Origin of the sequence: Peijinzhouia sedimentorum, from assembly GCF_049340005.1 — a bacterium.
GTDB lineage: Bacteria > Bacteroidota > Bacteroidia > Cytophagales > Cyclobacteriaceae > CAXBDP01.
The window spans coordinates 1-23,138 of the sequence record NZ_JBMPIY010000008.1 but is presented as its reverse complement, the minus strand read 5'-3'; the positions used below and the strand labels follow the sequence as shown (position 1 = coordinate 23,138).

General features: G+C 38.4%; 16 protein-coding genes. 8 read left to right on the top strand and 8 right to left on the bottom strand.

Features of this window, described 5'->3' with window-relative positions:
• Positions 1 to 10: 10 nt before the first annotated feature.
• Both ACOXY8_RS11745 and ACOXY8_RS11740 read left to right on the top strand, forming a co-directional pair.
• Positions 11 to 1,129: a BamA/TamA family outer membrane protein gene (locus tag ACOXY8_RS11745; protein ID WP_458331790.1), complete on the top strand. Its 1,119-nt coding sequence runs from the start codon at positions 11 to 13 to the stop codon at positions 1,127 to 1,129.
• 72 nt (positions 1,130 to 1,201) lie between these two features.
• Positions 1,202 to 2,149, top strand: a complete 948-nt coding sequence (locus ACOXY8_RS11740; protein WP_458331789.1) for a pyridoxal-phosphate dependent enzyme — start codon at positions 1,202 to 1,204, stop codon at positions 2,147 to 2,149.
• A 191-nt stretch (positions 2,150 to 2,340) separates the two neighbouring features.
• Here the strand turns inward: ACOXY8_RS11740 and ACOXY8_RS11735 are convergent, their stop codons facing one another.
• From ACOXY8_RS11735 to ACOXY8_RS11705, 7 genes are read right to left on the bottom strand one after another with little or no spacing between them, the layout of a single operon-like run.
• Positions 2,341 to 3,396, bottom strand: coding sequence for a tartrate dehydrogenase (locus ACOXY8_RS11735; RefSeq protein WP_458331788.1), 1,056 nt, complete (start codon positions 3,394 to 3,396; stop codon positions 2,341 to 2,343).
• Between the two features lie 4 nt (positions 3,397 to 3,400).
• Entirely contained in the window at positions 3,401 to 4,762 is a 1,362-nt protein-coding gene (locus ACOXY8_RS11730; protein WP_458331787.1) for an Ig-like domain-containing protein, read from the bottom strand.
• 60 nt (positions 4,763 to 4,822) lie between these two features.
• Entirely contained in the window at positions 4,823 to 6,601 is a 1,779-nt protein-coding gene (locus tag ACOXY8_RS11725) for an Ig-like domain-containing protein (protein ID WP_458331786.1), read from the bottom strand.
• Positions 6,602 to 6,641: 40 nt separating this feature from the next.
• A complete protein-coding gene (locus tag ACOXY8_RS11720; protein ID WP_458331785.1) occupies positions 6,642 to 8,117 on the bottom strand; it encodes an SLC13 family permease in 1,476 nt (491 codons plus the stop codon).
• The gene (locus ACOXY8_RS11715) at positions 8,114 to 8,884 is read right to left on the bottom strand and encodes a DUF4886 domain-containing protein (RefSeq protein WP_458331784.1); all 771 of its coding nucleotides are present in this window, start codon (positions 8,882 to 8,884) and stop codon (positions 8,114 to 8,116) included. The genes ACOXY8_RS11720 and ACOXY8_RS11715 overlap by 4 nt, the downstream gene beginning before the upstream one ends.
• Before the next feature lie 11 nt (positions 8,885 to 8,895).
• On the bottom strand, positions 8,896 to 10,332 hold the full coding sequence (locus ACOXY8_RS11710) for a SusD/RagB family nutrient-binding outer membrane lipoprotein (protein WP_458331783.1): 1,437 nt from the start codon (positions 10,330 to 10,332) through the stop codon (positions 8,896 to 8,898).
• A gap of 21 nt (positions 10,333 to 10,353) precedes the next feature.
• A complete protein-coding gene (locus ACOXY8_RS11705) occupies positions 10,354 to 13,587 on the bottom strand; it encodes a SusC/RagA family TonB-linked outer membrane protein (RefSeq protein WP_458331782.1) in 3,234 nt (1,077 codons plus the stop codon).
• Positions 13,588 to 13,803: 216 nt separating this feature from the next.
• Between ACOXY8_RS11705 and ACOXY8_RS11700 the strand changes: the two genes are divergently transcribed.
• The gene (locus ACOXY8_RS11700; RefSeq protein ID WP_458331781.1) at positions 13,804 to 14,934 is read left to right on the top strand and encodes a hypothetical protein; all 1,131 of its coding nucleotides are present in this window, start codon (positions 13,804 to 13,806) and stop codon (positions 14,932 to 14,934) included.
• A gap of 149 nt (positions 14,935 to 15,083) precedes the next feature.
• Here the strand turns inward: ACOXY8_RS11700 and ACOXY8_RS11695 are convergent, their stop codons facing one another.
• The gene (locus tag ACOXY8_RS11695) at positions 15,084 to 15,956 is read right to left on the bottom strand and encodes an AraC family transcriptional regulator (RefSeq protein ID WP_458331780.1); all 873 of its coding nucleotides are present in this window, start codon (positions 15,954 to 15,956) and stop codon (positions 15,084 to 15,086) included.
• 87 nt (positions 15,957 to 16,043) lie between these two features.
• Here ACOXY8_RS11695 and ACOXY8_RS11690 point away from each other — a divergent pair, with 87 nt between their 5' ends.
• The 5 genes from ACOXY8_RS11690 (at position 16,044) to ppsA (ending at position 22,943) form a co-directional block, all read left to right on the top strand.
• The gene (locus ACOXY8_RS11690; protein WP_458331779.1) at positions 16,044 to 16,409 is read left to right on the top strand and encodes a DUF983 domain-containing protein; all 366 of its coding nucleotides are present in this window, start codon (positions 16,044 to 16,046) and stop codon (positions 16,407 to 16,409) included.
• A gap of 373 nt (positions 16,410 to 16,782) precedes the next feature.
• On the top strand, positions 16,783 to 17,808 hold the full coding sequence (locus ACOXY8_RS11685; protein WP_458331778.1) for a fatty acid desaturase: 1,026 nt from the start codon (positions 16,783 to 16,785) through the stop codon (positions 17,806 to 17,808).
• A gap of 538 nt (positions 17,809 to 18,346) precedes the next feature.
• A complete protein-coding gene (locus ACOXY8_RS11680; RefSeq protein WP_458331777.1) occupies positions 18,347 to 19,462 on the top strand; it encodes a DUF2914 domain-containing protein in 1,116 nt (371 codons plus the stop codon).
• Positions 19,463 to 19,658: 196 nt separating this feature from the next.
• Entirely contained in the window at positions 19,659 to 20,321 is a 663-nt protein-coding gene (gene hxpB / locus ACOXY8_RS11675) for a hexitol phosphatase HxpB (RefSeq protein ID WP_458331776.1), read from the top strand.
• A gap of 204 nt (positions 20,322 to 20,525) precedes the next feature.
• Complete coding sequence (gene ppsA, locus ACOXY8_RS11670; RefSeq protein WP_458331775.1) at positions 20,526 to 22,943, top strand: phosphoenolpyruvate synthase; 2,418 nt, start codon at positions 20,526 to 20,528, stop codon at positions 22,941 to 22,943.
• Positions 22,944 to 23,138: the final 195 nt, after the last annotated feature.

Here is a 23,138-nt window from a genome sequence, read left to right as displayed (position 1 = left end):
GCAAACGTAAATGCGAAAAGTAATACTTATTTGCCTGCTACTAATTATGGTAAGTTTTACCATGGCCAAAGCGCAGGGTTTTATGGGCATCAAGCCGCTAAACGATACCATTCCTGATGAGAAAAATGGCTTCTTTTTCCTCCCGCTTTTGTACTATACACCTGATACACGATTGGCCTATGGTGGCGCTGGAGTTTACTATTTTAAGATTCCACCCAAATACGATTATCAAAAACCTACCCGCGGATCTTATGTTCAATTTTTGGCCGATTACACACAAAACAAGCAGTTAGATGTGTGGGGTATTTGGAATATTTTCACTCGAAATGAAGACTATATTTTAAAAGGAGAGGCTCGGTTTAGAAATTTCCCGGATAGGTTTTATGGCATTGGCAATGATACCAAGCTGGAAGATGAGGAGTTTTATGAATACAATCTTTTTTCAATAAAGGCCTTAGCGTTGAAGCAAATTCGACCATCACTTTTTGTGGGCTTTGATTATAAATACGAGCGAGAATATGGTCTGGAAACAGAAGCGGGAGGACAATTAGCAACGGGAGAGATCACAGGATTTGCTGGAGGAGTGGGCTCTGCGCTTGGCTTAGTCGCCCTATACGATTCACGTGATAATATCATCAGTCCGTATGAAGGTAGATTTGCAGAGCTTTCGTCTTATTTCTATTCCAAGTCTTTAGGAGGCACGTTCAATTTCACCAATATCAATGCTACTTATCAGCAATACTGGCAAATTAAACCCAAGCATATATTAGCCTCACAGACCGTAATGCGATTCAATTATGGAGATGTGCCATTTCTGGATATGGCCACTTTGGGTAATGATGACATTCTGCGCGGCTATCCTAAAAACCGCTTTAGAGATAAACACTTTTGGGCTACGCAAATGGAATATCGTTTTCCACTTTTTTGGCGATTTGGTGGGGTAGCTTTTGCCGGTGTAGGAGATGTGTATGATTCCATTGGTGACTTACGTGCATCCCAACTAAAATATTCCATCGGAACAGGTTTGCGCTTTGTGGTGAATCCTGCGGAGCGACTTAATATCCGCCTAGATTATGGCTATGGACGCGAAGGTGGCAATATTTATTTCATCGTAACGGAGGCTTTTTAGTCACCGCTTGCAAGGTATTCCATCTTTATATTCTTAGAATTTGCCTATTATTGTTGAGCTAAATTTGTCAACATGATTAGTCTGCAAGATATCCAAGAAGCACATGCGCGGATTGCGCCAATGATTCACAAAACACCTGTACTCACAAGCGAAAGCCTTAATAAGATAGCGGGTTGCGAAGTGTTTTTCAAATGCGAGAATTTCCAGAAAGTAGGCGCTTTCAAAATGCGTGGAGCTGCAAATGCGGTTTCTCTCCTCAGCGATGACGAAGCTAGTAAGGGCGTTGCAACCCACTCGTCGGGCAATCATGCTGCGGCATTGGCAAAAGCCGCTCAAACCAGAGGAATCAAAGCCTATATTGTGATGCCTCGTACAGCACCAACCATCAAAAAAAAAGCCGTAGCTGGCTATGGTGCCGAAATTGTGGAATGTGAGCCCACCTTGCAGGCTAGAGAAAGCACTTTAGCAGATATTGTAGCCAAAACAGGTGCCACTTTTGTTCCGCCTTATAACGATTACGCAGTCATAACAGGTCAGGCTACATGCGCGCTTGAATTGCTGCAACAAGTGCCCAATTTAGATATTGCAATGGCGCCCGTGGGTGGTGGAGGTTTATTAGCTGGCACTGCTTTGAGTGTGCATTATATCAGTCCAAATACAAGAATAATAGCTGGCGAACCTGCTGGAGCAGATGACGCTTTTCGCTCCTTAGAAGCAGGAAAGATCATTCCTATAGAAAATCCCAAAACAATTGCTGATGGTCTGCTGACTTCGCTAGGTGATAAGACTTTTCCTATTATTCAAAAATATGTAGAGCAGATTATCAGAGTAGAAGATGCTGAAATAATTGCTGCAATGCGGATGATTTGGGAAAGAATGAAGATAATTATAGAACCTTCATGCGCTGTTCCATTTGCAGCAGTTCTCAAGGAACCTGACACATTCAAAAACAAGCGGGTGGGAATTATCCTTACAGGCGGAAATGTCGATTTGGAGAAATTGCCATTTGGTTTGAATTAGGAAGATTATACATGGAAGAAACGCTGCAAAATAACCATGCAGTTTATTAGTAGTATTTTCTTTCAAGCTCCAAGCGGAAGGTAAGTAACCCTTCAATGGCTGACTAGGTTATCGAATATTCAAACATGACACAAGATTTTAATAGTAAACTCATATAAGCAAAGACTGGCAAAAGTTTGAAAAGCCGATGACTATAATTTATTTATATGTGTTATTATTTCCTTAGTTACCTCGGTGGTGGTTGCAGTTCCTCCAAGATCTAAGGTCAGTACTTTCCTTTGGCTTGTAGTAAGTTCAATTGCTTGCATAACTATTGCCGCTGCTTGATTTTCACCTAAATGCTCCAACATCATTGCAACTGTCCAAATGCTTGCTATTGGGTTGGCTATATTTTTTCCTGCAATATCCGGCGCACTACCATGTACCGGTTCAAACATACTCGGAAACTCTTTTTCTGGATTAATATTGGCTCCTGGCGCAATTCCCAGCCCACCAACGACAGACGGCCCCAGGTCTGACAGGATGTCTCCAAAGAGATTGCTTGCTACAATTACGTCAAACCAATCTGGATGCTGCACGAATTGAGCACAAAGGATATCAATATGAAATTTAGATTGCTCTACTTGAGAGTATTTCTTGCCCAATTCCTCAAATCGATTATCCCAAAAGGTCATTGTGTGGATTATCCCATTTGATTTGGTTGCACTTGCCAATTTTTTATTTCTTTTTGAGGCTAATTCAAAGGCATAGTTCATTACTCTGTCTACCCCCATTCTTGTGAAAATACTCTCCTGTACTACGGTCTCATATGGTGTGCCTTCATGTATGATGCCTCCTACATTTGAGTACTCTCCTTCATTGTTTTCTCTTACGATTACAAAATCTATATTTCCAGGGTTACGCAATGGAGATTCTATACCTTTTAGTAACCTTACAGGTCGAATATTGACATATTGTTGGAAGGAACGACGAATTGGAATAAGAAGCCCCCAAAGAGAAATATGATCAGGAACTCCGGGATAACCTACTGCACCAAGAAAAATAGCGTCTGAATCAGACAGGCGATCAATGGCATCACCAGGCATCATTTTACCTGTTTTTTTGAAATACTCACAGGAGTAATCATAATGAACATATTCCAACTCAAAACCACATTTTTTTCCTAAATTATCTAAAACCTCTAATGACGCAGGTATAACTTCTTTGCCTATACCATCACCTGGAATTACAGCTATTCTATATTTCATTTTGCTAATTAAGAAGTTGAGTCAGGAAAGTTTTAAATTCATTAGATTGATACATTCCTTGCCCATCATGCCCAATACCATTTACAATCACTCTTTTATGATTATGTGTGCTTGGGTAGGCTAGTTCCATATATTTAAACATATTATCTCCTCGTCTAAATCTGCTTGAACCCTGCAATGTGTTTTCACAATCCTGAGTATTCAAGGTCGGGTCAGACTGGTTCCCATTTCCTAGAAGATAAGTCACTTTTCGGCTAACAAATTGAGAATTGAATGTGCTTGAATTTACTCCTGATAAATAGGCTGGAGTAGCATTATAGCCTAGTGGCCAAATATTATAGCCAGCGCAACCTGCAGGCGTATATAGCTGATTGTTTGATTCATTTATCCGTCGACCATCTGGGTAATAGAAAAATTGAGAATTCGCTACCACATATTCAAAATCAATTGAAGTGTGTTTTGCTTCAGATTTATTTGCCGCAGAGTAAACATGGGTAAATGCTGCACCAGAAGAATGGCCAGTGACAATAATTTTTTGAAGAACTGGGAAGCGATTTTTATCCGATAGTTGGTCTATTATTGCATCAATGGCTTCAAAAGAACTCAACTTATTAGTGTTAGAAGAAGGGCTTCCTCTTCTCCAGCTCGTATTGGACCAATAGAAATCATCAGTAGAACCAGTAGAGGTACTTCTGAAAAATGGAGCAATGAGCACTGTGCTTTCTGCGACATTTTGATTGTCGAAGGTATTGGTCATGTAAGTAAAATAATTCTGCGGGTCGTGGCTTGCACCATGCACGACTATCACGGCATGTGTCAACTTCTCCCATTCTGCCTTTTCTTCATAAATTGGGTAATTGCTATAAAACTCAAAGGTTCCTGCTCCTTGTGATCCTTGTAGCTCTACACTTCGCAAGCAATCTCCTCCATTGGTACATGGGTTCATGGCTCTAATCACATCGTCTTCTGCCGTTTTGAAGGTAAAGTTCAAAGGGCTTTTCAATTTTTCGCCTCGTGCTCCAATGACATTATTGCTTACACTGACTGTGTAAGTTGTATTGTAATCGAGTATTGCTGTAGCAGTGACTTTAGATGTGGCATTTGCATAGGCTAAAGTATATTCCACGGGATTGTTTCCACCTGATATAGAAAATGCAGATTGAAATGCTGCGGGATCTAATGCACTTGAGAATACGATTTCGATGTTTGCTTCCAAGGGGACATTCAAATTAGCCCCATTAGCATTCGCACCATTCACTGTGGCTGAAAGTATCTCTATATTGGCCGCAGTATCTGATTCGTCCTCTCCACAGGACAGGATAAAAAATGACGCCACAAACCATAAACTCAAAATGGATTTTTTCATACGTTAGGTATAAAAGAGCGCTCTCCGATTGAGAGAGCGCTCCCTAATTGAAATGTTTATTTAGTTACAAAGTGCGTATGCGCAAGGGGATGTTGCATTAGTTGCTGCCCCAACGGTGCAATCCGCTCCACCATATTTCCAAACTCCATTGACTTTTGCTGCCCAAGAGTCAGTATAATCCCAGAATTGCCCTGTTCCATCTACTCCTAATTCACCATACGTTTCTATTAGGGTAGAGCCTCTGAACAATTCTATTGTATCATCACCATTTGAGGTGACTCCTCCATCAGGAACTATGTGATCAAAAATACCATAGCAACTTTCAAAATAATTCACCGCATTTGCAACATCTAGGTCTCTAATTACCAATATTTGCTCTCCCGCTTTTACAGATATGGAAGGGAAAGGGACTTCAATTCCATCAGAGGTTGCTTGTCCATTTGAGGCAATCCCTATTCCATATAAGCTCAGGTCAGGAATATCTTTTAATGCTCTTAAATGAAAGGCTCTAATTCTTCCTACTGAAGGCTGCATGGACATAATTCCGACAAATTCTACTCCTTCGGAGCATATTGGGTAAACACAAGATGATGATTGTGTAGTACCTGCATTTACATTGTTGGCGCAATTAAGTGCCCCATATATCCATTCGTCACCTAGCTTATATCCCCAAGAGCCTGTATATTCCCATGGTCTACCTGTTCCATCTACAGCTAATTCGCCAAATGTTTCGATAGGTACTCCATCGTTGTAGAGTAGTATCGCATCATCGCCATTTTGTGTCATTGCAGAGGTTTGAATAACATGATCAAATTGACTGAAGCAAGCGCCAAAATAGTCTGCAGCATTTCCTGCATCTGCATCGCGTACGAGCAATATTTGATCTCCTGCTGCTACAGCGATTGACGGGAAGTAATAATCTAGATTTTCCGGATCAATAGGTGTTGAGGTTCCATTAGAATTGACTTCAATACCGTATGTACTTAGATCGTCAATATCTTTCAATACATTTAAATGCACTGCTCTAACGCCATTTGAAGTCCCTGCTCTTAAATGCATAACACCTTTCAATTCAATAGAAGGTGCTCTATCTCCAAGGGATATGTTTAAAGGTTCGGCCGAATACGTACCGTTCAGTAAGTTAGTAAGTGAAATCAGGATATTTTCATTACCCTCTATTTCATCTCCTTCGATTGAAGTCAATGTAAAAGTTGCAGAAGTTTGACCAGCCGGTATTGTAATGGTTGTAGCGCTAGATTCGTAATCGATGCCACCACCTTCGGCTGTGCCAGTAAATACCAAATCAAAAGATACATCTACGAAAACTACTTCGCTAATACTAGCAGTAATAGTTACTACTTCACCTTCAAAGAAACTTAACTTATCGGGTGTAAGGGTAATTGCGGGAGGAGTAAATTCCCCTGTAAAGAAATCAAAATTAAAATCTTCTATAGAAGCCTCACCTCCCGCGCCATAAGCTCCTTTAGGTAAGCTTACTGTATACGATTCGTCATATTCAAGTCTTGCATCAGGAGTGATTGTAGCAAAAGAAGAGGTTTCATCATATGTGATTGAATAGTTCAGCGCAGGAGAAATATTAAGGTTATTTTCAAATACTTCCTTGTTTAGCCCATGTGAGAAAACTAATTCTACCGATGAAGTTACAGGTATACCCGCAGTACCGCTTTGTGCTCGGTCTCCGTCCAAACTCACATAAAGTACCCTAAGGTCGTTTGTAATTGGCAAGATATCGTCATCATTACAGGAGACAAAAACCAATAATGGTATCAATGCGAACATCAGCCATCGCAGCGCAGGAAGTTGACTTTTAGTTTTCATAAAAATTTAGTTTAATATTCTTAATGAATTGTATGTCCAATTATTTATTAACTAGGTTAAAGGATGCAGGAAAAGTATCAGGAACGATGTTCCATAAAACAGGCAGGAGGTAGTAAGTGAATAGTGTGACTATAACGATAGACAACAGATTCATCCATACTCCTGCTCGCATCATATCCGGAATTCGGAGATATCCAGAACCAAAAACGACTGCATTAGGCGGTGTGGCTACTGGCAACATAAAAGCACAGGATGCGGCGATTGTTACCGAGACCATAATCATAAATGGGTGCAAATCAAATGCTAATGCCATAGGTGCCAAGACCGGTAATAGCATTGCGGTAGTGGCTAAGTTGGAGGTGATTTCAGTTAAGAAATTAACGGAGGTTACTAAGACTAAAATTAGCAGGATCAATGAGAGCCCTTGCATCTGTCCCAATTGTAGTGCAATCCATTCAGCCAGACCTGTATCAGAGAATCCTTTTGCTAGTGCCATGCCTCCACCGAACAGCAAAATAATGCCCCAAGGAATATTGGCGCATTCCTTCCAATCGATTATGGGTTTTTTATCCTTTGCCGGAATAATAAATAAAACTGTACCAGCCATCATGGCTATGATTGTGTCATCAATTCCCGGGATAAACTTCTCGATGAAGGCGCGAGATATCCAAAGTAATGCGGTCGCACAAAACACCCATAGCACTACATTTTCTTCAAAAGACATCTTCCCGAGCTTTGACAGCATATTTTTAATTTCTGTGCTTCCACCCGGGAACTCCTTTTGCTCGAACTTAAATGCGAATCGTGTTAGGTAATACCAACAGCCAAGCATTAATACGATTGAAATAGGCAAGCCCACCTTCATCCATTGCACAAAACTTATTTTAACACCGTATGTTTCTTCTAATACGCCTGCCAAAACGAGATTGGGTGGCGTGCCAATAAGTGTGGCAAACCCTCCAATTGATGCACTATAGGCTATAGCAAGCATTAATGCCTTTCCTACAAATTCTGCATCTGCGGTTTCACCATCGTCTCGTTTTTTAAATTGGGAAACTACAGCCATTCCAATGGGCAGCATCATAACGGAAGTTGCCGTATTGGATATCCACATAGACATAAATCCGGTGGCAATCATGAAGCCCAGTATTATGGTATTGATATTTGAGCCGATTAAATTTATGATGTTAAGAGCAATTCGTTTGTGTAGATTCCACTTTTCGATTGCTATGGCCAATAAAAATCCTCCTAGATAGAGAAAGATGTATTTATGACCAAATGCAGAGGTTGTTTCGCTCAAGTCTAATGCCCCCGTAAGTGGAAATAAAATAATTGGGAGCATGGCTGTAACAGCAATAGGTATTGCTTCCGTTATCCACCAAATTGCGATCCATGCAGTTACACAAAGCACCTGGAAAGCATCAGCGTTCATAGTTTCGGGAGGTCCTAGGAGTTGCATTCCTCCAAAAACGGCAGGTCCAAGAAGTAATGAGATTATGTTCCTTCTTGAAATCATTCTGTTGCTACTTTAAACTTAAAATCATCTACCAATTGTTGAAGAAAATCAGCGTCTTCTTGGGACATAAACAATAGATATAGCTTTTCACCATCTTTGTCTATTGTTGTTAGTCGGGGTGGTATTTCAGCAGTAGAATTTCCTGTAAAGTATTTGAAGAAAGCTAAACCGAGCATGTAGGTTCCATTGGATGATGGATGCTTATCGTCCTGGAACAGTTCCAAGTCAGGTCGCCATTTTCTGGCTTCCATAAATAACTCCCCCGCTGGCACAAATTCACTTTTTGTTTCTTCAATTAATTTATTGTATCCTTCGATAATAGGTCGAATCATTAGTGGGTTGGATTTATATCCCCATGTTTGCATGATGATTGGTTCTGCACCTTTGGATCGTATCAGTTCAATGAATTTTGCACCATATTCCATAAATTCATCTGGCGTATCTATAGCGCTGGTGCTGTGATTGTTTAGTACGACATAATCCCATTCCAAACTATCTAATAGTTTTCTGGTCTTGGTTCCTTTCTGTTCTTTCCAGTGTTCTTCCAAATTAGACCCTCCCACAGTGGATTGCCTCGTGATGATTTCGATCCCCTGACTTTCGGCCATAGAAGCCACTACTTGCGGGAGGTTAAAAAAGTATGTGAAGCTATTTCCTACAAACAGCACCTTTATAGCCTTTTTTTCTTTTGCTTGAGAAAAAGAGGTGTTAGGCGACATGAGGAGCACACTCATTGACAGAAATAGGATATATATATTCTTTTTCATTAACGTTTCGTTTATTGATTTACAGAAGTTCTCTGAAAGAAATTTGGAATAGGATTAGGTGTACTTGCATTTGCATCCAATTCTGATTGCGCATATAGGAATCTTTGGGGTAATTCAGTGCCTCTATTTGGGGCAACAGGAACTCTGATATTTGTTTCATTTTGTGTTCTTCGTGTATCATTAAACACTTCGATCTGACCAAATAGGGTTACATATCTTTCTTCTATTATTTCTCGAAGCAGCGCATCATTAGGCGTGAGATTTCCCTCCTGATTTTCTAATCCTCCCGCATTAAAATCTGCTGCAACAAATGGTAAATATTGTAGATTAGCCATATTTGGATTGCGGAGATAGCCTCCATTGGACATGTATTCTCTAAATTCATTCAGATGATTTAGACCAATATTAAAATCAGCCCTTGCTCCTGCTTCAGCCAAGATCAATAAATTCTCTGCATAGGTAGCCATGGCTCCCGGACCATCAATCTGTGCAAAACCATTGTTCTGTGTATTTGGTTGAATGCCGACATCGGTTGTTCGTAGGAGATAGTCATATCTGGCTGTTTCATTGGTTTTGGCATGTCCACGATAGTTTGAAGGTATAGGGCTTCTTTCAGGATTTGAGTCTATCATACTTGCAAAAAAGTCCGATGTAACCAAATCACTTTTACGTGCAGCTATTTCGAAAAATTGATAATTCAAATTGGCATTATCAAGTGCTGTCCCATGAGGAGATCTCAGGTTGTTGTTTGCTCCTGATCCATCCGTACCAATACCGTTTTGAGCCGCACTATATGCCGCGGGGTAATCCTTTGTATGCATATAGAATCTTGCTTTGATGGTATAGGCTACTTGTATCCATGCGATTGGATCTCCATCGAAGTAAATATCGGTGAGCGCAAGAGGGCGTCCGCTATTTGTTGCCAAGTTTGCTATTGCATCATCTAACAAATTTTGTGCTTTTGCATATACGGTTCGTTGATCTTCGTAAGTGGGGTTTTCAAATTCTAATTGCCCGCCTTCATCAAATGGTACATCTCCCCAAAGAGATGCCGCTGTGCCTAATGCCATGGCTCTTAATATCTGGGTGATTCCGGCAGTGATTCCTTCAATCCCTTGTTCAGCAGCTAATTCTTTTGTGACTAATGCATTTCTTACGATACCACTATAGACTGTATTCCAATGACTATTGAAGTCACTAGAAACAAGGTCATAATTGGAATAGCCAAGTTGTTGCCTTTCTATTCCTGTGTATTGTCCGGCAAAAATGCCTGCCTTCCTTGTTGGCTCCCCTGTATGTAAGATGATATTTGCCACTTCTGTAGTAGTAAGCGCAAATTGATATGGAGCAGATGTTGGATTATTGGGATTCTGATTCAAATCACTCACTAGTTCCGAACAGCCAGCAAGCATTGCAGAAACTATCGATATTAGGATTACTTTTTTCATGATTTCTTGACGTTTCTTTGATTAAAAAGTAAGGGAAAGAGAGAACACATATGACTTTGTGCTAGGATTATTAAAATAATCAATTCCTCGTGAGGCACTGACACCAGAAACATTGGTGTCGGGATCGTTTCCTTCGAATGCTGTCCACAAGAATAGGTTTCTACCTGTTGCAGATAATTGTAGGTTACTTATTCCTCGATTTTTGAGCCAGTCGGCGTTAAGGTTATAGCTCAGCGTCAATTCTCTCAGGCGAGTCCAAGATCCATCTTCGATAAACAGCTCATGATTACCGCCGCCAAAAAAGGCTCCCGGACCATTGTACCATTCTTGAGTTACAGCAACGGGGCCTGCTCCGAAGTTTTTGATATCGCCTCTAAATGTTGTCCCGGCAGGTATTACTTTTCCATCGTAGGTCAGTAGGTTTTGCGATGCTGTCACTTCATTAGCTGTGGATCCCCAGCGTCCGTAATCGACCAAAACTGATTTCGTTCCTGCGAAGATATCTGCGCCTTGGAATGTTTCGAACAGAAAGGACAAGGAGAGATTTTTGTAGGCGACGGATCCTATTGCTGATGCTTGGAAATCCGGATTTGGGTCTCCAATTACTCCTTCTACATCATCTCTTAGTGGGAATCCGTTTTGATCAAAGACGATATTTCCTTCCTCATCTCTTAGTGTTCTTGGTCCCCAGAGTATGCCATGTTGCTGACCAACAACTGCCCGATTATTTACACCTCCTAATCCAGTAACAAGTTCTACGGATTCTAATCCTACCAGATCTGTGACTTCATTTCTATTTTTGAAGTAAAGCAACTTCATATCAACATTCCAATCCGTATTATTGTAGATATTGTAACCTAACTCCAACTCAATGCCTCTATTTTCCATGGCTGCTGCATTTGAATAGAGCTGATCGTAACCTCTAGAATTGGCGATAGGGAAATTTAGCAATATGTCTGTCGTTCTATTGAAGTAATAGGTTCCGCTTAGGTTTACTTTATCCTTGAAGAATCGAAGATCTGTTCCGACTTCGATTTCGCGTTTTCTTTCTGGCTTCAAAGAGGGGTTTCCTAGGCTTGAGCTAGGTACAAAGCCGCCGATTCCGAATAGTCCCGCATTGAGGCTCCCGCCATGTTGATCAGAGTAATTTGGTGTGACGTATTCCGGAAACGTGTTATATCTGGCAGGCTGTACGCCTACTTCTGCATAAGACAGTCGAAGTTTTCCAAATGAAAATAGGTTAGATTGTAGTTCAGGAATTTTGCTGAACTGCCAAGCGATTGATGTTGAAGGGAATAAGAAGGCGTTGTCTGATCTCAATCCAAAGGTAGAAGCCCATTCTGCTCTTAATGTTGCATTTACAAAAACCTGATTGTATGCTGAAAAATTTGCGGCTGTGTATCCAGCTACTGTACGTTCGCTTCCATATGTAGAGCTCGCTTCTCTGTTTTCCGGTAAGGCATTATCTACATCACGTATGTCATCATTAAGATCTGTGAAGATCAAAAAGTTTTGTATTGTTGTTCCTTCTACGACTCTTTCTCTGTGATTAAAATTAAAACCTACTAATATATCGCCGTCAAAATTTGTATTGAATACTTTCTTAGCCTTAGCGATATAATCCATATTGAATACGCTATTACTTGCATATTCTTTTACCATCCGTCCGCCAACATATCCTGCAGCAGCCCCCGGGGTGTAGAATTCATTTCCTCTTTCGCCAAATTTATCTATTCCCATTCTTGCAATTAGATCTAACCAAGTGGTCGGCTTTACGGTCAGATTCATACTGGCAATTATTCTATCGACTATCACTACATTTTCTTGTTCTCTTATTGTCCACAGCGGGTTGTTGAATCCTGCATTGGTACTTGCTCCGATTGGGTTTCGGTAAGATCTCTGTCTATTTGGAATGGCTGCAGCAGAGCTAGATGGGTAATAATCGCCTCTATAGCCGGATATGTCAAAATCAGCGGGGTTTCTCAAAAAGCCCAAATACAGGCCATTGTTACTTACAGATCGTCTTATTGCGTTTGAGCTTGTTTTGGTGTATTTCACCGAAGTTCCCAATTCAACTATTTTACTGATTTTAGTTTTTGTATTGAGAGCTGCGGTTGTCCGTCTGTAATCGCTCGTCTTTATAATTCCCTTTTGATTGATATCCCCAAGGCTGAAGTAAACTGAACTAAACTCGTTTCCTGACTGTACGCTTAGGTTGTTTTCGAAAAACTGTCCTGTTTGAAAGATTTGGTCGAAATTACTGTCATCAAAATTATCTCTTGCATTTTTTGTAATGATTGGATAATGCGTTGTTCCATTTTGGTCTACAAAGAAACCTCCCGCTGTATTCAGCACATCAGGCTCACCGGATCTATCTGAGATCCTATCTCCCCAAGAGTATGGCGATGTATTACTGTAGTTTCCGTTTGTTCCCTGACCGAATGTGTTTTGGATCGGATATTTTCTATTGATTTGATCTACTGAGTATGTTGAGTTATAGGTGACCTGCATTTTTTGATTGAGCTTTCCACTCTTGGTTGTAATATATATTACACCTCCCAAGGCCTGTGTTCCCCAAAGAGCTGCAGCGGATGCCCCTTTTAATACAGACACATCTTCAATGTCATTTGGATTGATGTCATTCAATCTTGACTGCACTGCAAAATTGTTATTGTTACCTCTGGTATCATTACTTATTGGAATTCCATCGAGGATAATCAGTGGTTGTGAATTTCTATCGATTGATGAGACGCCTCTAATTTGCATATATGCACCTGCTCCTGGATCTCCTGAATTTCTTGAAATTCTTACTCCAGCAGATTTCCCAGAAAGTGAATTAATTACGGAAGTTTCAGCAGCGCCCTTTATCGCTTCATTAGATACATTAGAAGTGGCATAGCCTAGTTCATCTTTTCTTTCTTCAAATCCTAGTGCGGTTACTACTACCTCATTTAACTGTAGGATGTTATCTTCTAGTGTCAAATTAATTTGTGTATTGTTTCCAACAAGTACTTCTTTAGAAACATAACCTATTGAACTGATTTGTAAAATGGCGGTAGGCCCAGATACTACAATGGAGAATTGCCCATCGATACCAGTAACCGTACCGTTACTAGTTCCCTTTTCCAGTATGGAAGCACCAATCACTGGTTCGCTATTCTTATCCAGAATTTTACCTTCTACTGCCACCTGAGCGAACAGGTGACTCCCCAGGGAAAACAGGATAAGAAAGACGGTAAGATGCAGTCTTTTCATAATACTAAATGTTTTATTGGTTGATGTTTCATAAATTAGCAGAAGTATCAATTGCTTACCTCTTTTACCAACTCAGCTCAGAATTTTGATCTAAGGGTTCGACAATCATAATAATTATATTTTGATAATGAACTCCGTTCAAAAAGTTAAGACAAAATTTATGCACTTTCAACGAATTTCAACGGTTATAACATTGACAATCAGTATCTTACTAAGATGAAAGCTTCCTATATTGATTTTGTTAATAAGTTAAAAAAACTCTATGGTTCCTTCGATGAAGAGCATAAAAAATTCGAAAAAGCACCAAATTCAGAAATATCAAGGGAACTTGGTTATAGTGATGCCCAGTTTTCGCGGCTTATCAATGAGTCGGCCACCGAAGGTGAATACACCCGTGCCAATCAAAATGCGGATAGGATTCTAACATTAATTTCCTACAAAGAGAAAATAGCGAAGCTCAATCTTAAAGCTCAAAAGAGAATAATCTCCACTCCGAATAAGTTACTTTTTCTTTTTATCGGACTCATAATTGGAGCATTGGGTATATACCTGGTAAGCGGCTTCTTTCAAACAGCTCCCAATACTTCGTCGAGATATGATATGTTGGAATGGACATTCGAATCAAATTTCATAAACCCCTATAAAAGTTTAAGAGATCTCCCTCCGGACTGTAATTTCCAGTGTTACAAGTATCAGGGTAGATGGGAGCTCAAGAATGAATATAAACTCCCGTTTCTCAGAGAAAGTAGTGGCTTTCATTATCTGGCAAAATCTGTTACATCTTATGTAAGATGTGCTCCGAATGAAAATCCCTCAGGTTCGTTTATGGATGGCTTTGAATACCAAGAGCATGAGATCTGGTACGATGTATTGGAAAGACCAATTAGGACCTTTATTAATGATGATGGATCTCCATTAGCAAGCTATCAAGAAATGAAATTTCCTGAACAAAAGGAGTTTATTAAAATCGGGACTATCCATTCATTTTATATTAATGATTTCGTCTTAGACTCCACATTTATATATCGGAATGGCCAGGATATTGGGAGGGAAATCGAATTTGTTTCTGACGAAGTATTGGTCAATGAAGTGAAGAATTCCGAAGTGTTGGAAAAAATAAAAAGGGAAATGACCTTAATCGCTCAGGATCCTCTTCGTGATTTTTCACAACCAAGCTCTTGTAATCCCGCCGAACGTTCGCCCTATGATTTTCATGCTGTTGCAAATGGAGATGAAATGTCTTTTGATTGTCAGATGATTTCAGCGGGTCGATTTCCTATCAAGTATACCAAGACATATGTTTTGAAAGACCAATTCATCAAGGATTTATGTGTTCCTCAAATGTGAAGAACCTGGTTTTAATTGCCGGATTTCATAATAATTTTGATTGAATAATGTCTCCTGTATTTCAATTAAGGAAATTAGGGTGAAGTAAAGAGTATTATGAGATATTCCACTTCCAACTAACTATCTTAACTCTCATGAAATCGAGAAGCTTATTTCTTGATATATGAATTCAGAAATTTCAATGGAGTAACGCCCATGTGTTTTTTAAAGAATCGAATAAAATATGACGGTTCATCAAATCCCAACTCTTCACTTATTTGAGTAACATTGTATTCCGCATACATCAACATTCTTTTTGCCTCCAGTAGCACACGTTCACTGATTAACTGGGTACTCGTTTTATTAAAGCACTCTCTTGTAACTCGATTTAAATGTTTTGCAGTGATATTCAATAAGCTTGCGTAATCCTTTGCAAACTTGAGCCTTTTAAAATTACTCTCAATGAATTCCTCAAACTTTCTAACCGTTTGTAAATAAACCACACTTTTGTTTTTGTTGGTCGGTTGATACCTGCGTGATATATTAATATAAACTAGTGTGACCAAAGAATGTATTTTCTCCCACTTTAGCAGCTCATTTTTTTTATGCTCAAGAACGATTTGTTCCATCAGCGTTTTCAAATTCGAAAGAACTTCTCCATTAACCTTAATACTTGGCGAGTATTGGAAGGAAGAATAAAACTCAAAATCTTTCACGCTAGAAGTTATATACCTTCTATCATAAAAATCTCTTGAATGAAAGAAAACATACCCATCAATGTCATTTGAAAGTTCCCAGTAATGCATTTCACCTGGTTTTAAAATAAACAAGGTTCCAGGCTCAACTTGAAATGTCTCAAAATCCACTTCATGTTTCCCATTCCCTTTGGTAAACAATATAATTAAGTAGAAATCATGTTTGTGTGGGAGCTTGGTAAAATGGTGTTCTTTTACGTGTAAATTAACATGATTTGCATAAAAGTCATTCTCATGAGGCCCTGACTGAAATTCAGTAATGCTATATATCGGCAACTTCTTACTCATAATCAAATTTACATAAATGTCTTTATTGTACTACTATATGCGTAAATTCTAACTAAGAATAAAAGGTAATTATATGACCTTTGTTGGATGGAAAACAAAAAGAATATAGTGGGCTTTGCTAAAAATGTTCTTCAAGAAAAATGTCCGAATTGTAAAGTCGGTGCTACTTTTAAAAAGGAGAATTCTTTGTTCGCTTTTCCGAAGATGTATGACTCATGTTCACATTGTAATTATAAGTTTGAAAGAGAACCTGGTTACTTTATTGGTGCAATGTACATTAGTTATGGCCTTGCAATAGCTCAAAGTCTCATTGTTTTTACGCTTACGCAATTACTTTTACCACCAATTTCTGTAGGTTGGATTCTTTGCATACAGGTTCTGACATTATTAATATTTGCAAAAAGCAATTATAAATGGTCTCGTGTGTTATACATATACATTTTTCCTTGGTAACTGATTTAATTCATCATTATTTCAGTAATAAAGTCGGGATTAAAGCTTCGGCCTTGTAAATAGTCAAAAACTACAACCCACACTTTCAACCGTAGGACAAATAAGTTAGAACCAACAATTGGGGCATCGGTTAAAAAAACAAAGCATAGAAAAATACCCCCTCCCGTTTCTACTTCTTCCTAGTGAGGAAGAAAGGAACAATTTCTTTATTGGATTTCCCAACAAAAGGAATAAGGTATTTATTGGCTCAGTAAAAAGAACTAACTTTGGAGAAGTAAAACCATTTGGTTGATTAGGGATGATTAAAGTATATTTTGCCTCCTAAACCAAAATTTATTGTAGGCATTTATACTTTTGGAGATTGATAAAAACTATGGCATTTATAGACAGAATACTTCATGAGCCGTCTTACGGCTGGCAAAATGAATCCGGAGAAGTAGTGAAGCCCTCATTCAAGGTGCTTCTTAAAGAAGCCTTACATAAAATAAACATATTTCGAAGTCGAAAAAATTGGCTCCCCACTTCTGCAGTTTTAATGATTACGTGCATGCTGCCATTTTTTTACTTTTTTATTACCGAATATCTGAGCTTTCTTACACTATCGATTTTCCTCTTTTATACATTGATTGTCATGAGCACGCATGGCACTATTTGGTACCATAGATATTGTACACATAAGTCTTTTACTTTTAGTCATCCAATTTGGCGGTTTATTACGCAAAATCTAGTAATCAGAACCATGCCTGAGGAAGTATATGTGGTTTCTCATCATGTTCATCATGTAAAATCTGATTTGCCTGGAGATCCTTATAATGCGACAGCAGGTTTTTGGTATTGCATGTTTTCAGACTTTAATCACCAAAGTATTGCGCGGGATTTGGATGAAAAGGAATATGGAAAGCTGAAGCATTTTTTGGCAGGCACAGGAGTCCAAATTCATAGCTACAAGAAGTACCTGAAATGGGGCACTCTTGTTACTCCACTGTATACGTTTGCTATGTGGGCACTTAATTGGGTTTTTTGGATCGCTATATTTTATGCCATTGGTGGGTTTGCTTTGGTTTGTACAACATTTAGTGCCGCCTTGTTTTGGTATATTTTTGTTCGAGCTTTTAACTATACCGGGCATGGCAAAGGAGAAGTAGCTCATAAAGATGGAATTGATTTCGACAGACGAAATTTGTCTATCAACCAAACTAGGCCGGGCTTATTTTCAGGAGAATGGCACAATAACCATCACCTTTACCCTAATAGTGCAAGAGCTGGATTTCTTCCTTATCAAATTGATACAGCATGGATATATATCTATTGCCTTTCAAAAATAGGAGGTGTGTCATCTTACAAAGACTCTAAAAAGGAGTTTTTAGAAAAACATGTGGCAAAAACCGTAATCAACTAATATCTATAAGTAAACCTAATTTATAGATAGCGAATTAAGCATTTGAAAAGCTAAGGTTTTCTATCAACTGTCAACCAGCTGCGGTTTCTTCCCTAGCTTCAGCGGAGCGAAACTTCATTAGCCCACGGTGTAGCCGTGGGATAAAGGAATAGCACAAATAATCCTCCCGCCTCAACCATCCAAAAATAGAATTAGACCTCCATCAACTGCTACACAAATCCAACGACAACTCTTCAACATCCTCTGCTTTTTGGATCATCTGCTTTCATCACATTTGTCTGAATCACTGATTTCACGGATGGTATTGACAGTACAGAAATAAATTTCCAAATTTTCTATTCATCACTCCCATTATTGAATTTTAGGAAATTAAGTCTGTAAAGGAAGAATCGTTTAGCTTTGTCCACCTTTTTAGATTTTTTTTTAATTCGTGGCTTTATTTTTAAGGAGCTACTCTGACAATAGTAACAAGTGTCAAGATCGGATTTTGAAAACTTGAAATTCTATTTTTTCATATTTTTTCGTCGCCAAAAATTCTATGAACAGAACCTTACAAAAATTTAAAAAAAGTGCTTTTCGGAGATTTATATGGAAACATAAAAAATATGCTCCTTTATTATTTTTTATTGGTGGATTTATTTTCGATTCTTTGACTCTAGGGCGAATTGACCGTCTCTATGATATGCTTGTTTTGTCGCTTCACATAACATCATTAACAGTTACACTATATCTCTACAATTTAGCGGACGATGGCAAGTGGAAAAACACCCTTCTCGATCGATACAAGGAATATTTTCCTTTAGCCATTCAGTTTTTCTTTGGAGCCTTATCCAGTGCTTATGTCATCTATTTTTCAAGAAGTGTTTCCCTCTCCAAAACAATAACATTCTTTATCATACTAGTTGGATTACTTGTGGCCAATGAGTTTCTGAAAAAGCGAATATCCAATAAGTATCTACAATTCAGTATCTACTTTTTTGTAAGCTTCACATTTTTCACTTTTATGACGCCAGTATTTATCAAAGAAATGAATACGGCCATATTTGTTCTCTCTGGCATCATCAGTTTAGCATGTACGCTAGCGTTGATAATTATCATTTACAAAAAAAGCCCAAGTACACGTGAAGAAATACAGCTTAGCAAAATTGTTGGGATCGTATTAACGATGTACACCGTCATTAATATGTTCTATTTTTTCAATCTTATCCCTCCAGTACCGCTTGCTGTAGAAAGTGGCATCGTAGCTCATGATATTAAAGTAGAGCGCAATAAATACCTTGTCTCTTATGAATCGGAAGAGTGGAATGTATTTTGGCGAGAGCATCGAATACAGTTCATTTACAATCCTGGGGAAAATGTATATGTCTTCACATCCATATTTGCACCTACAGACATCGAAAAATCGATATTTCATCGCTGGAAATGGTATAATGATCGCACCAAAAAATGGGAAGTAGTAGAGGATATCGGGTATGCCATTACTGGCGGAAGGGATGATGGCTACCGTGGCTACACTTTCAAAAACAATGTGAAGGAAGGTTTATGGAAAGTGGAAGTAATTACCGAAGAAGAGTTGGTTATAGGTGTAATCGATTTTGAAATCGTAATCGACGATAGTTTAAAGCCTGTTGGATTGGTGGTTAAAGAATTTTAAAATTTTAGGGTATTGGATGAAATGAGAATGGGTAATAGATTGTCTATGATATCTGACTTCATTATTTGAAGATGGCCAAAAAAAGCGGGAGGACGAGACAGTTAATGCCAATCAGTCTGTTGCGCTAGGCTCCCAAAAGCCCTAGGTTTACAGAAATTTATAAAATATTAAAGAGGCAGACGATAACCCAATAAATATGACAAGTAAGAAGGCAGTTATTTTTGATATGGACGGCGTCTTAATTGACTCAGAGAAATATTGGAAACAAGCAGAATATGAAGTATTTACTTCTTTAGGCGTTAACGTAACTGACGAATTTTCTGAAATAACCAAATCAATGACTACTTCGGAAGTTACTACATTTTGGTTTAACAAATATCCTTGGAAAGATTACGACTTCAATGCTGTAGAACAGATGGTCATATCACGAGTCATTGAATTTATAGAAACTGAAAACTGTCAAATAGCTGGTATAAAATCCTTTATTGAGAAACTTAAAGTAAACGATTATAAAATTGGATTGGCAACAAACTCTCCAAATAGAATTATCCCTGTGGTTTTAAAGAAATTAGACATTTTGCATTTATTTGATTCTATGCTATCAGCAGAGTTTGAGAAAAAAGGTAAGCCCAACCCAGCTATTTATTTTAATGCCGCAAAAAAATTAGCTATAAAACCAGAGAACTGCATCGTCATCGAAGATTCATATACAGGCATGTTGGCAGCTAAGAATGCAGGTATGACTGTAATTGCATTTACCAATGGCAATAAAGATCTCGCTTTTGAAATAGCAGACTATACGATTGATAAATTTGAAAACGATGAAGTTGAATTAATAAAACTAGGATTAAATAGGTAAAGTACAGAAGCGATTTTAAAAAATTGACTAGTCGAATTTGGCAAAAGGATTTAATGGTTAAAACCATGAGGGTATGTTGAAAAGCATCACAAGGACATAAGTAAATGACATAAATCAGACTTCTTCATAGTCTAAATCATTTCACCCAGCGAAATAAACAATTAATTTTATACCCATAATTTTACTGTAAACCAGCCATTTAAAATGAAAAATATACCTAATATATTATTCTTCGATAAAATAAGCATTAATGACATTGCAAAAGTTGGTGGCAAAAACGCTTCTTTGGGAGAAATGTATAGTCAACTTAATCCACAAGGTATTAATATTCCTTATGGCTTTGCATTAACGGCTGATGCATACAGATTTTTTAGTAAACAAAATTCTATTGATCAAAAGCTTAATGATTTACTGCTATCATTAGATACAGTGAATTATTCAAACCTTATTTCCATTGGAGAAACCGCAAGAGCTTTGATTACTTCTTCACCATTTCCCGCTGAAATAATTGAAGCTATTAAGGAAGCTTATCAGAAACTTTCAAAAGATTGTGGTATTGAAAACTTGGATGTAGCCGTTCGTAGCAGCGCCACTGCCGAAGATCTACCAACCGCAAGTTTTGCTGGAAGGATGGAGTCTTTTCTAAATATTAGTGGAGAAAATCAATTACTTGAAGCCATTCATCGCTGTTATGCATCATTATTTACCGATCGTGCTATAAAATACAGACACGATATGGGATTCGTAGGAATTGACATAGGTATTTCTGTTGGTGTGCAGCAAATGGTACGGAGCGATAAAGCATCTTCAGGAGTAGCATTTACTATTGATCCAGATAGTGGTTTTAAAAATGCCATAATCATAAATAGTTGCTGGGGCTTGGGTGAGAATATTGTACAAGGACGAGTAACACCAGATGAATGGAATGTATTTAAACCAACGCTTTTTGAAGAGAAGTTAAACCCAATTTTGAAGAGCCATTGCGGAAGAAAAGAATATACAATGTTATATGTTGAAAATACGACCAATGCATCCGCAAAAAAAACCATAACTAATATTGATACTTCTATAGAAAGGCAAAAGACGTTTTCCCTTACAAAAAATGAAGTAATCCAGCTGGCTCAGTGGTCTTACAAAATTGAACAACATTATGGTAAAGCGATGGACATTGAATGGGCAAAAGATGGATTGAATAATAAGCTATACATTGTGCAAGCCAGGCCTGAAACTGTACATGGAAAAGGAAAAAAACGAATAAGGAAAATCTTTACACTTAAAGAAAAAAGTAAGCTCCTAACTAAAGGGATTGCACTAGGAGATAAAATAGCTTCAGGGAAAGCCCGAATTATTCTTCAACCACAGGACAGCGACCAATTGCAGAAAGATGAAATATTGGTGACAGATATTACCAATCCTGACTGGGATCCTGTATTGAAAAAGGCAGCAGCCATCATAACCAATAAAGGTGGACGAACCAGCCATGCAGCAATTGTAGCTCGTGAACTTGGAACAGTTGCGATTGTGGGTTGCGGAAATGCTACAGAGGTAATTAAAGATGGACAAGAAATCACTGTTTCCTGCGCCGAAGGAAAAGAAGGAAACATTTATGATGGCCTTTTGTCATGGGCTATAAAAGAACAAGATTATAGCCAATTGGAAATGCCCAAAACTCAGCCGATGTTGATTCTTGCTGATCCTGACAGAGCTTTTGAATTAAGTAATTATCCAAATACGGGTGTAGGCTTATTGCGTTTAGAGTTTGCCATCAGCAACAGCATTCGGATTCACCCTTTGGCTTTAATTGAGCCTGAAAAAATAACAGATGAAAAAACAAAATCTGAAATAAATGAACTGACAAAGGCTTATGGTAATGGCAAAACTTATTTCATTGACAAACTCGCCGAAGCAGTATCGATGGTTGCCGCAGCATTTTATCCAAAAGATGTAATCGTACGATTGTCTGATTTTAAAAGTAATGAATATGCGAATCTGATTGGTGGAAAATATTTTGAGCCTAAGGAGGAAAACCCAATGATTGGCTTGCGTGGAGCTTCTCGCTACTATAGTGATTTTTACAGAAAAGGCTTTGCATTGGAATGTGAAGCTATGAAAAAAGTGCGAAATGAAATGGGAATGTCCAATGTCAAACTGATGATCCCATTTTGCCGCACGGTGGAAGAAGGTGAAAAGGTAATTGCGGAAATGGCTACAAACGGATTAATACAAGGCGAAAATGGGCTTGAAATATATGTAATGATAGAAATACCAAGCAATGTTTTATTGGCCGATGAGTTCGCGAAATTATTTGATGGTTTTTCTATTGGCTCTAATGATCTCACGCAGCTCACGCTTGGTCTTGATAGAGACTCTGAATTAGTAAGTTACTTGTTTAATGAAGAAAATCCCGCTGTGAAAGGATTAATTAAAGAAGCTATTCTTGCAGCAAAACGACACAATATAAAAGTAGGTTTGTGCGGACAAGCGCCAAGTGATATTCCATCTTTTGCGAAGTTTTTGGTTGAGGAGGGAATTGATAGCATTTCATTCAACCCTGATGCTTTGATTAAAGGAATTGAAAATATTGTAGAAGCAGAAAAGACATTAGGCATTCAAGATTTCTAATGTATGCTTTTTAGCAGTCATTTACAAAATGTGAAAAAGATTGAAAAAATCATTCTTGAATTTTCCAGAGCATATTCGCACCCTGTAGTTTACCATCTGGATTACAAACCAAAATGAAAAGGTAATGTACTGAAAAATAGTTGGTGACTTTTATCTTAATATTCCGTAATATCCGGCGCTGCCCTGAAGAGGAAA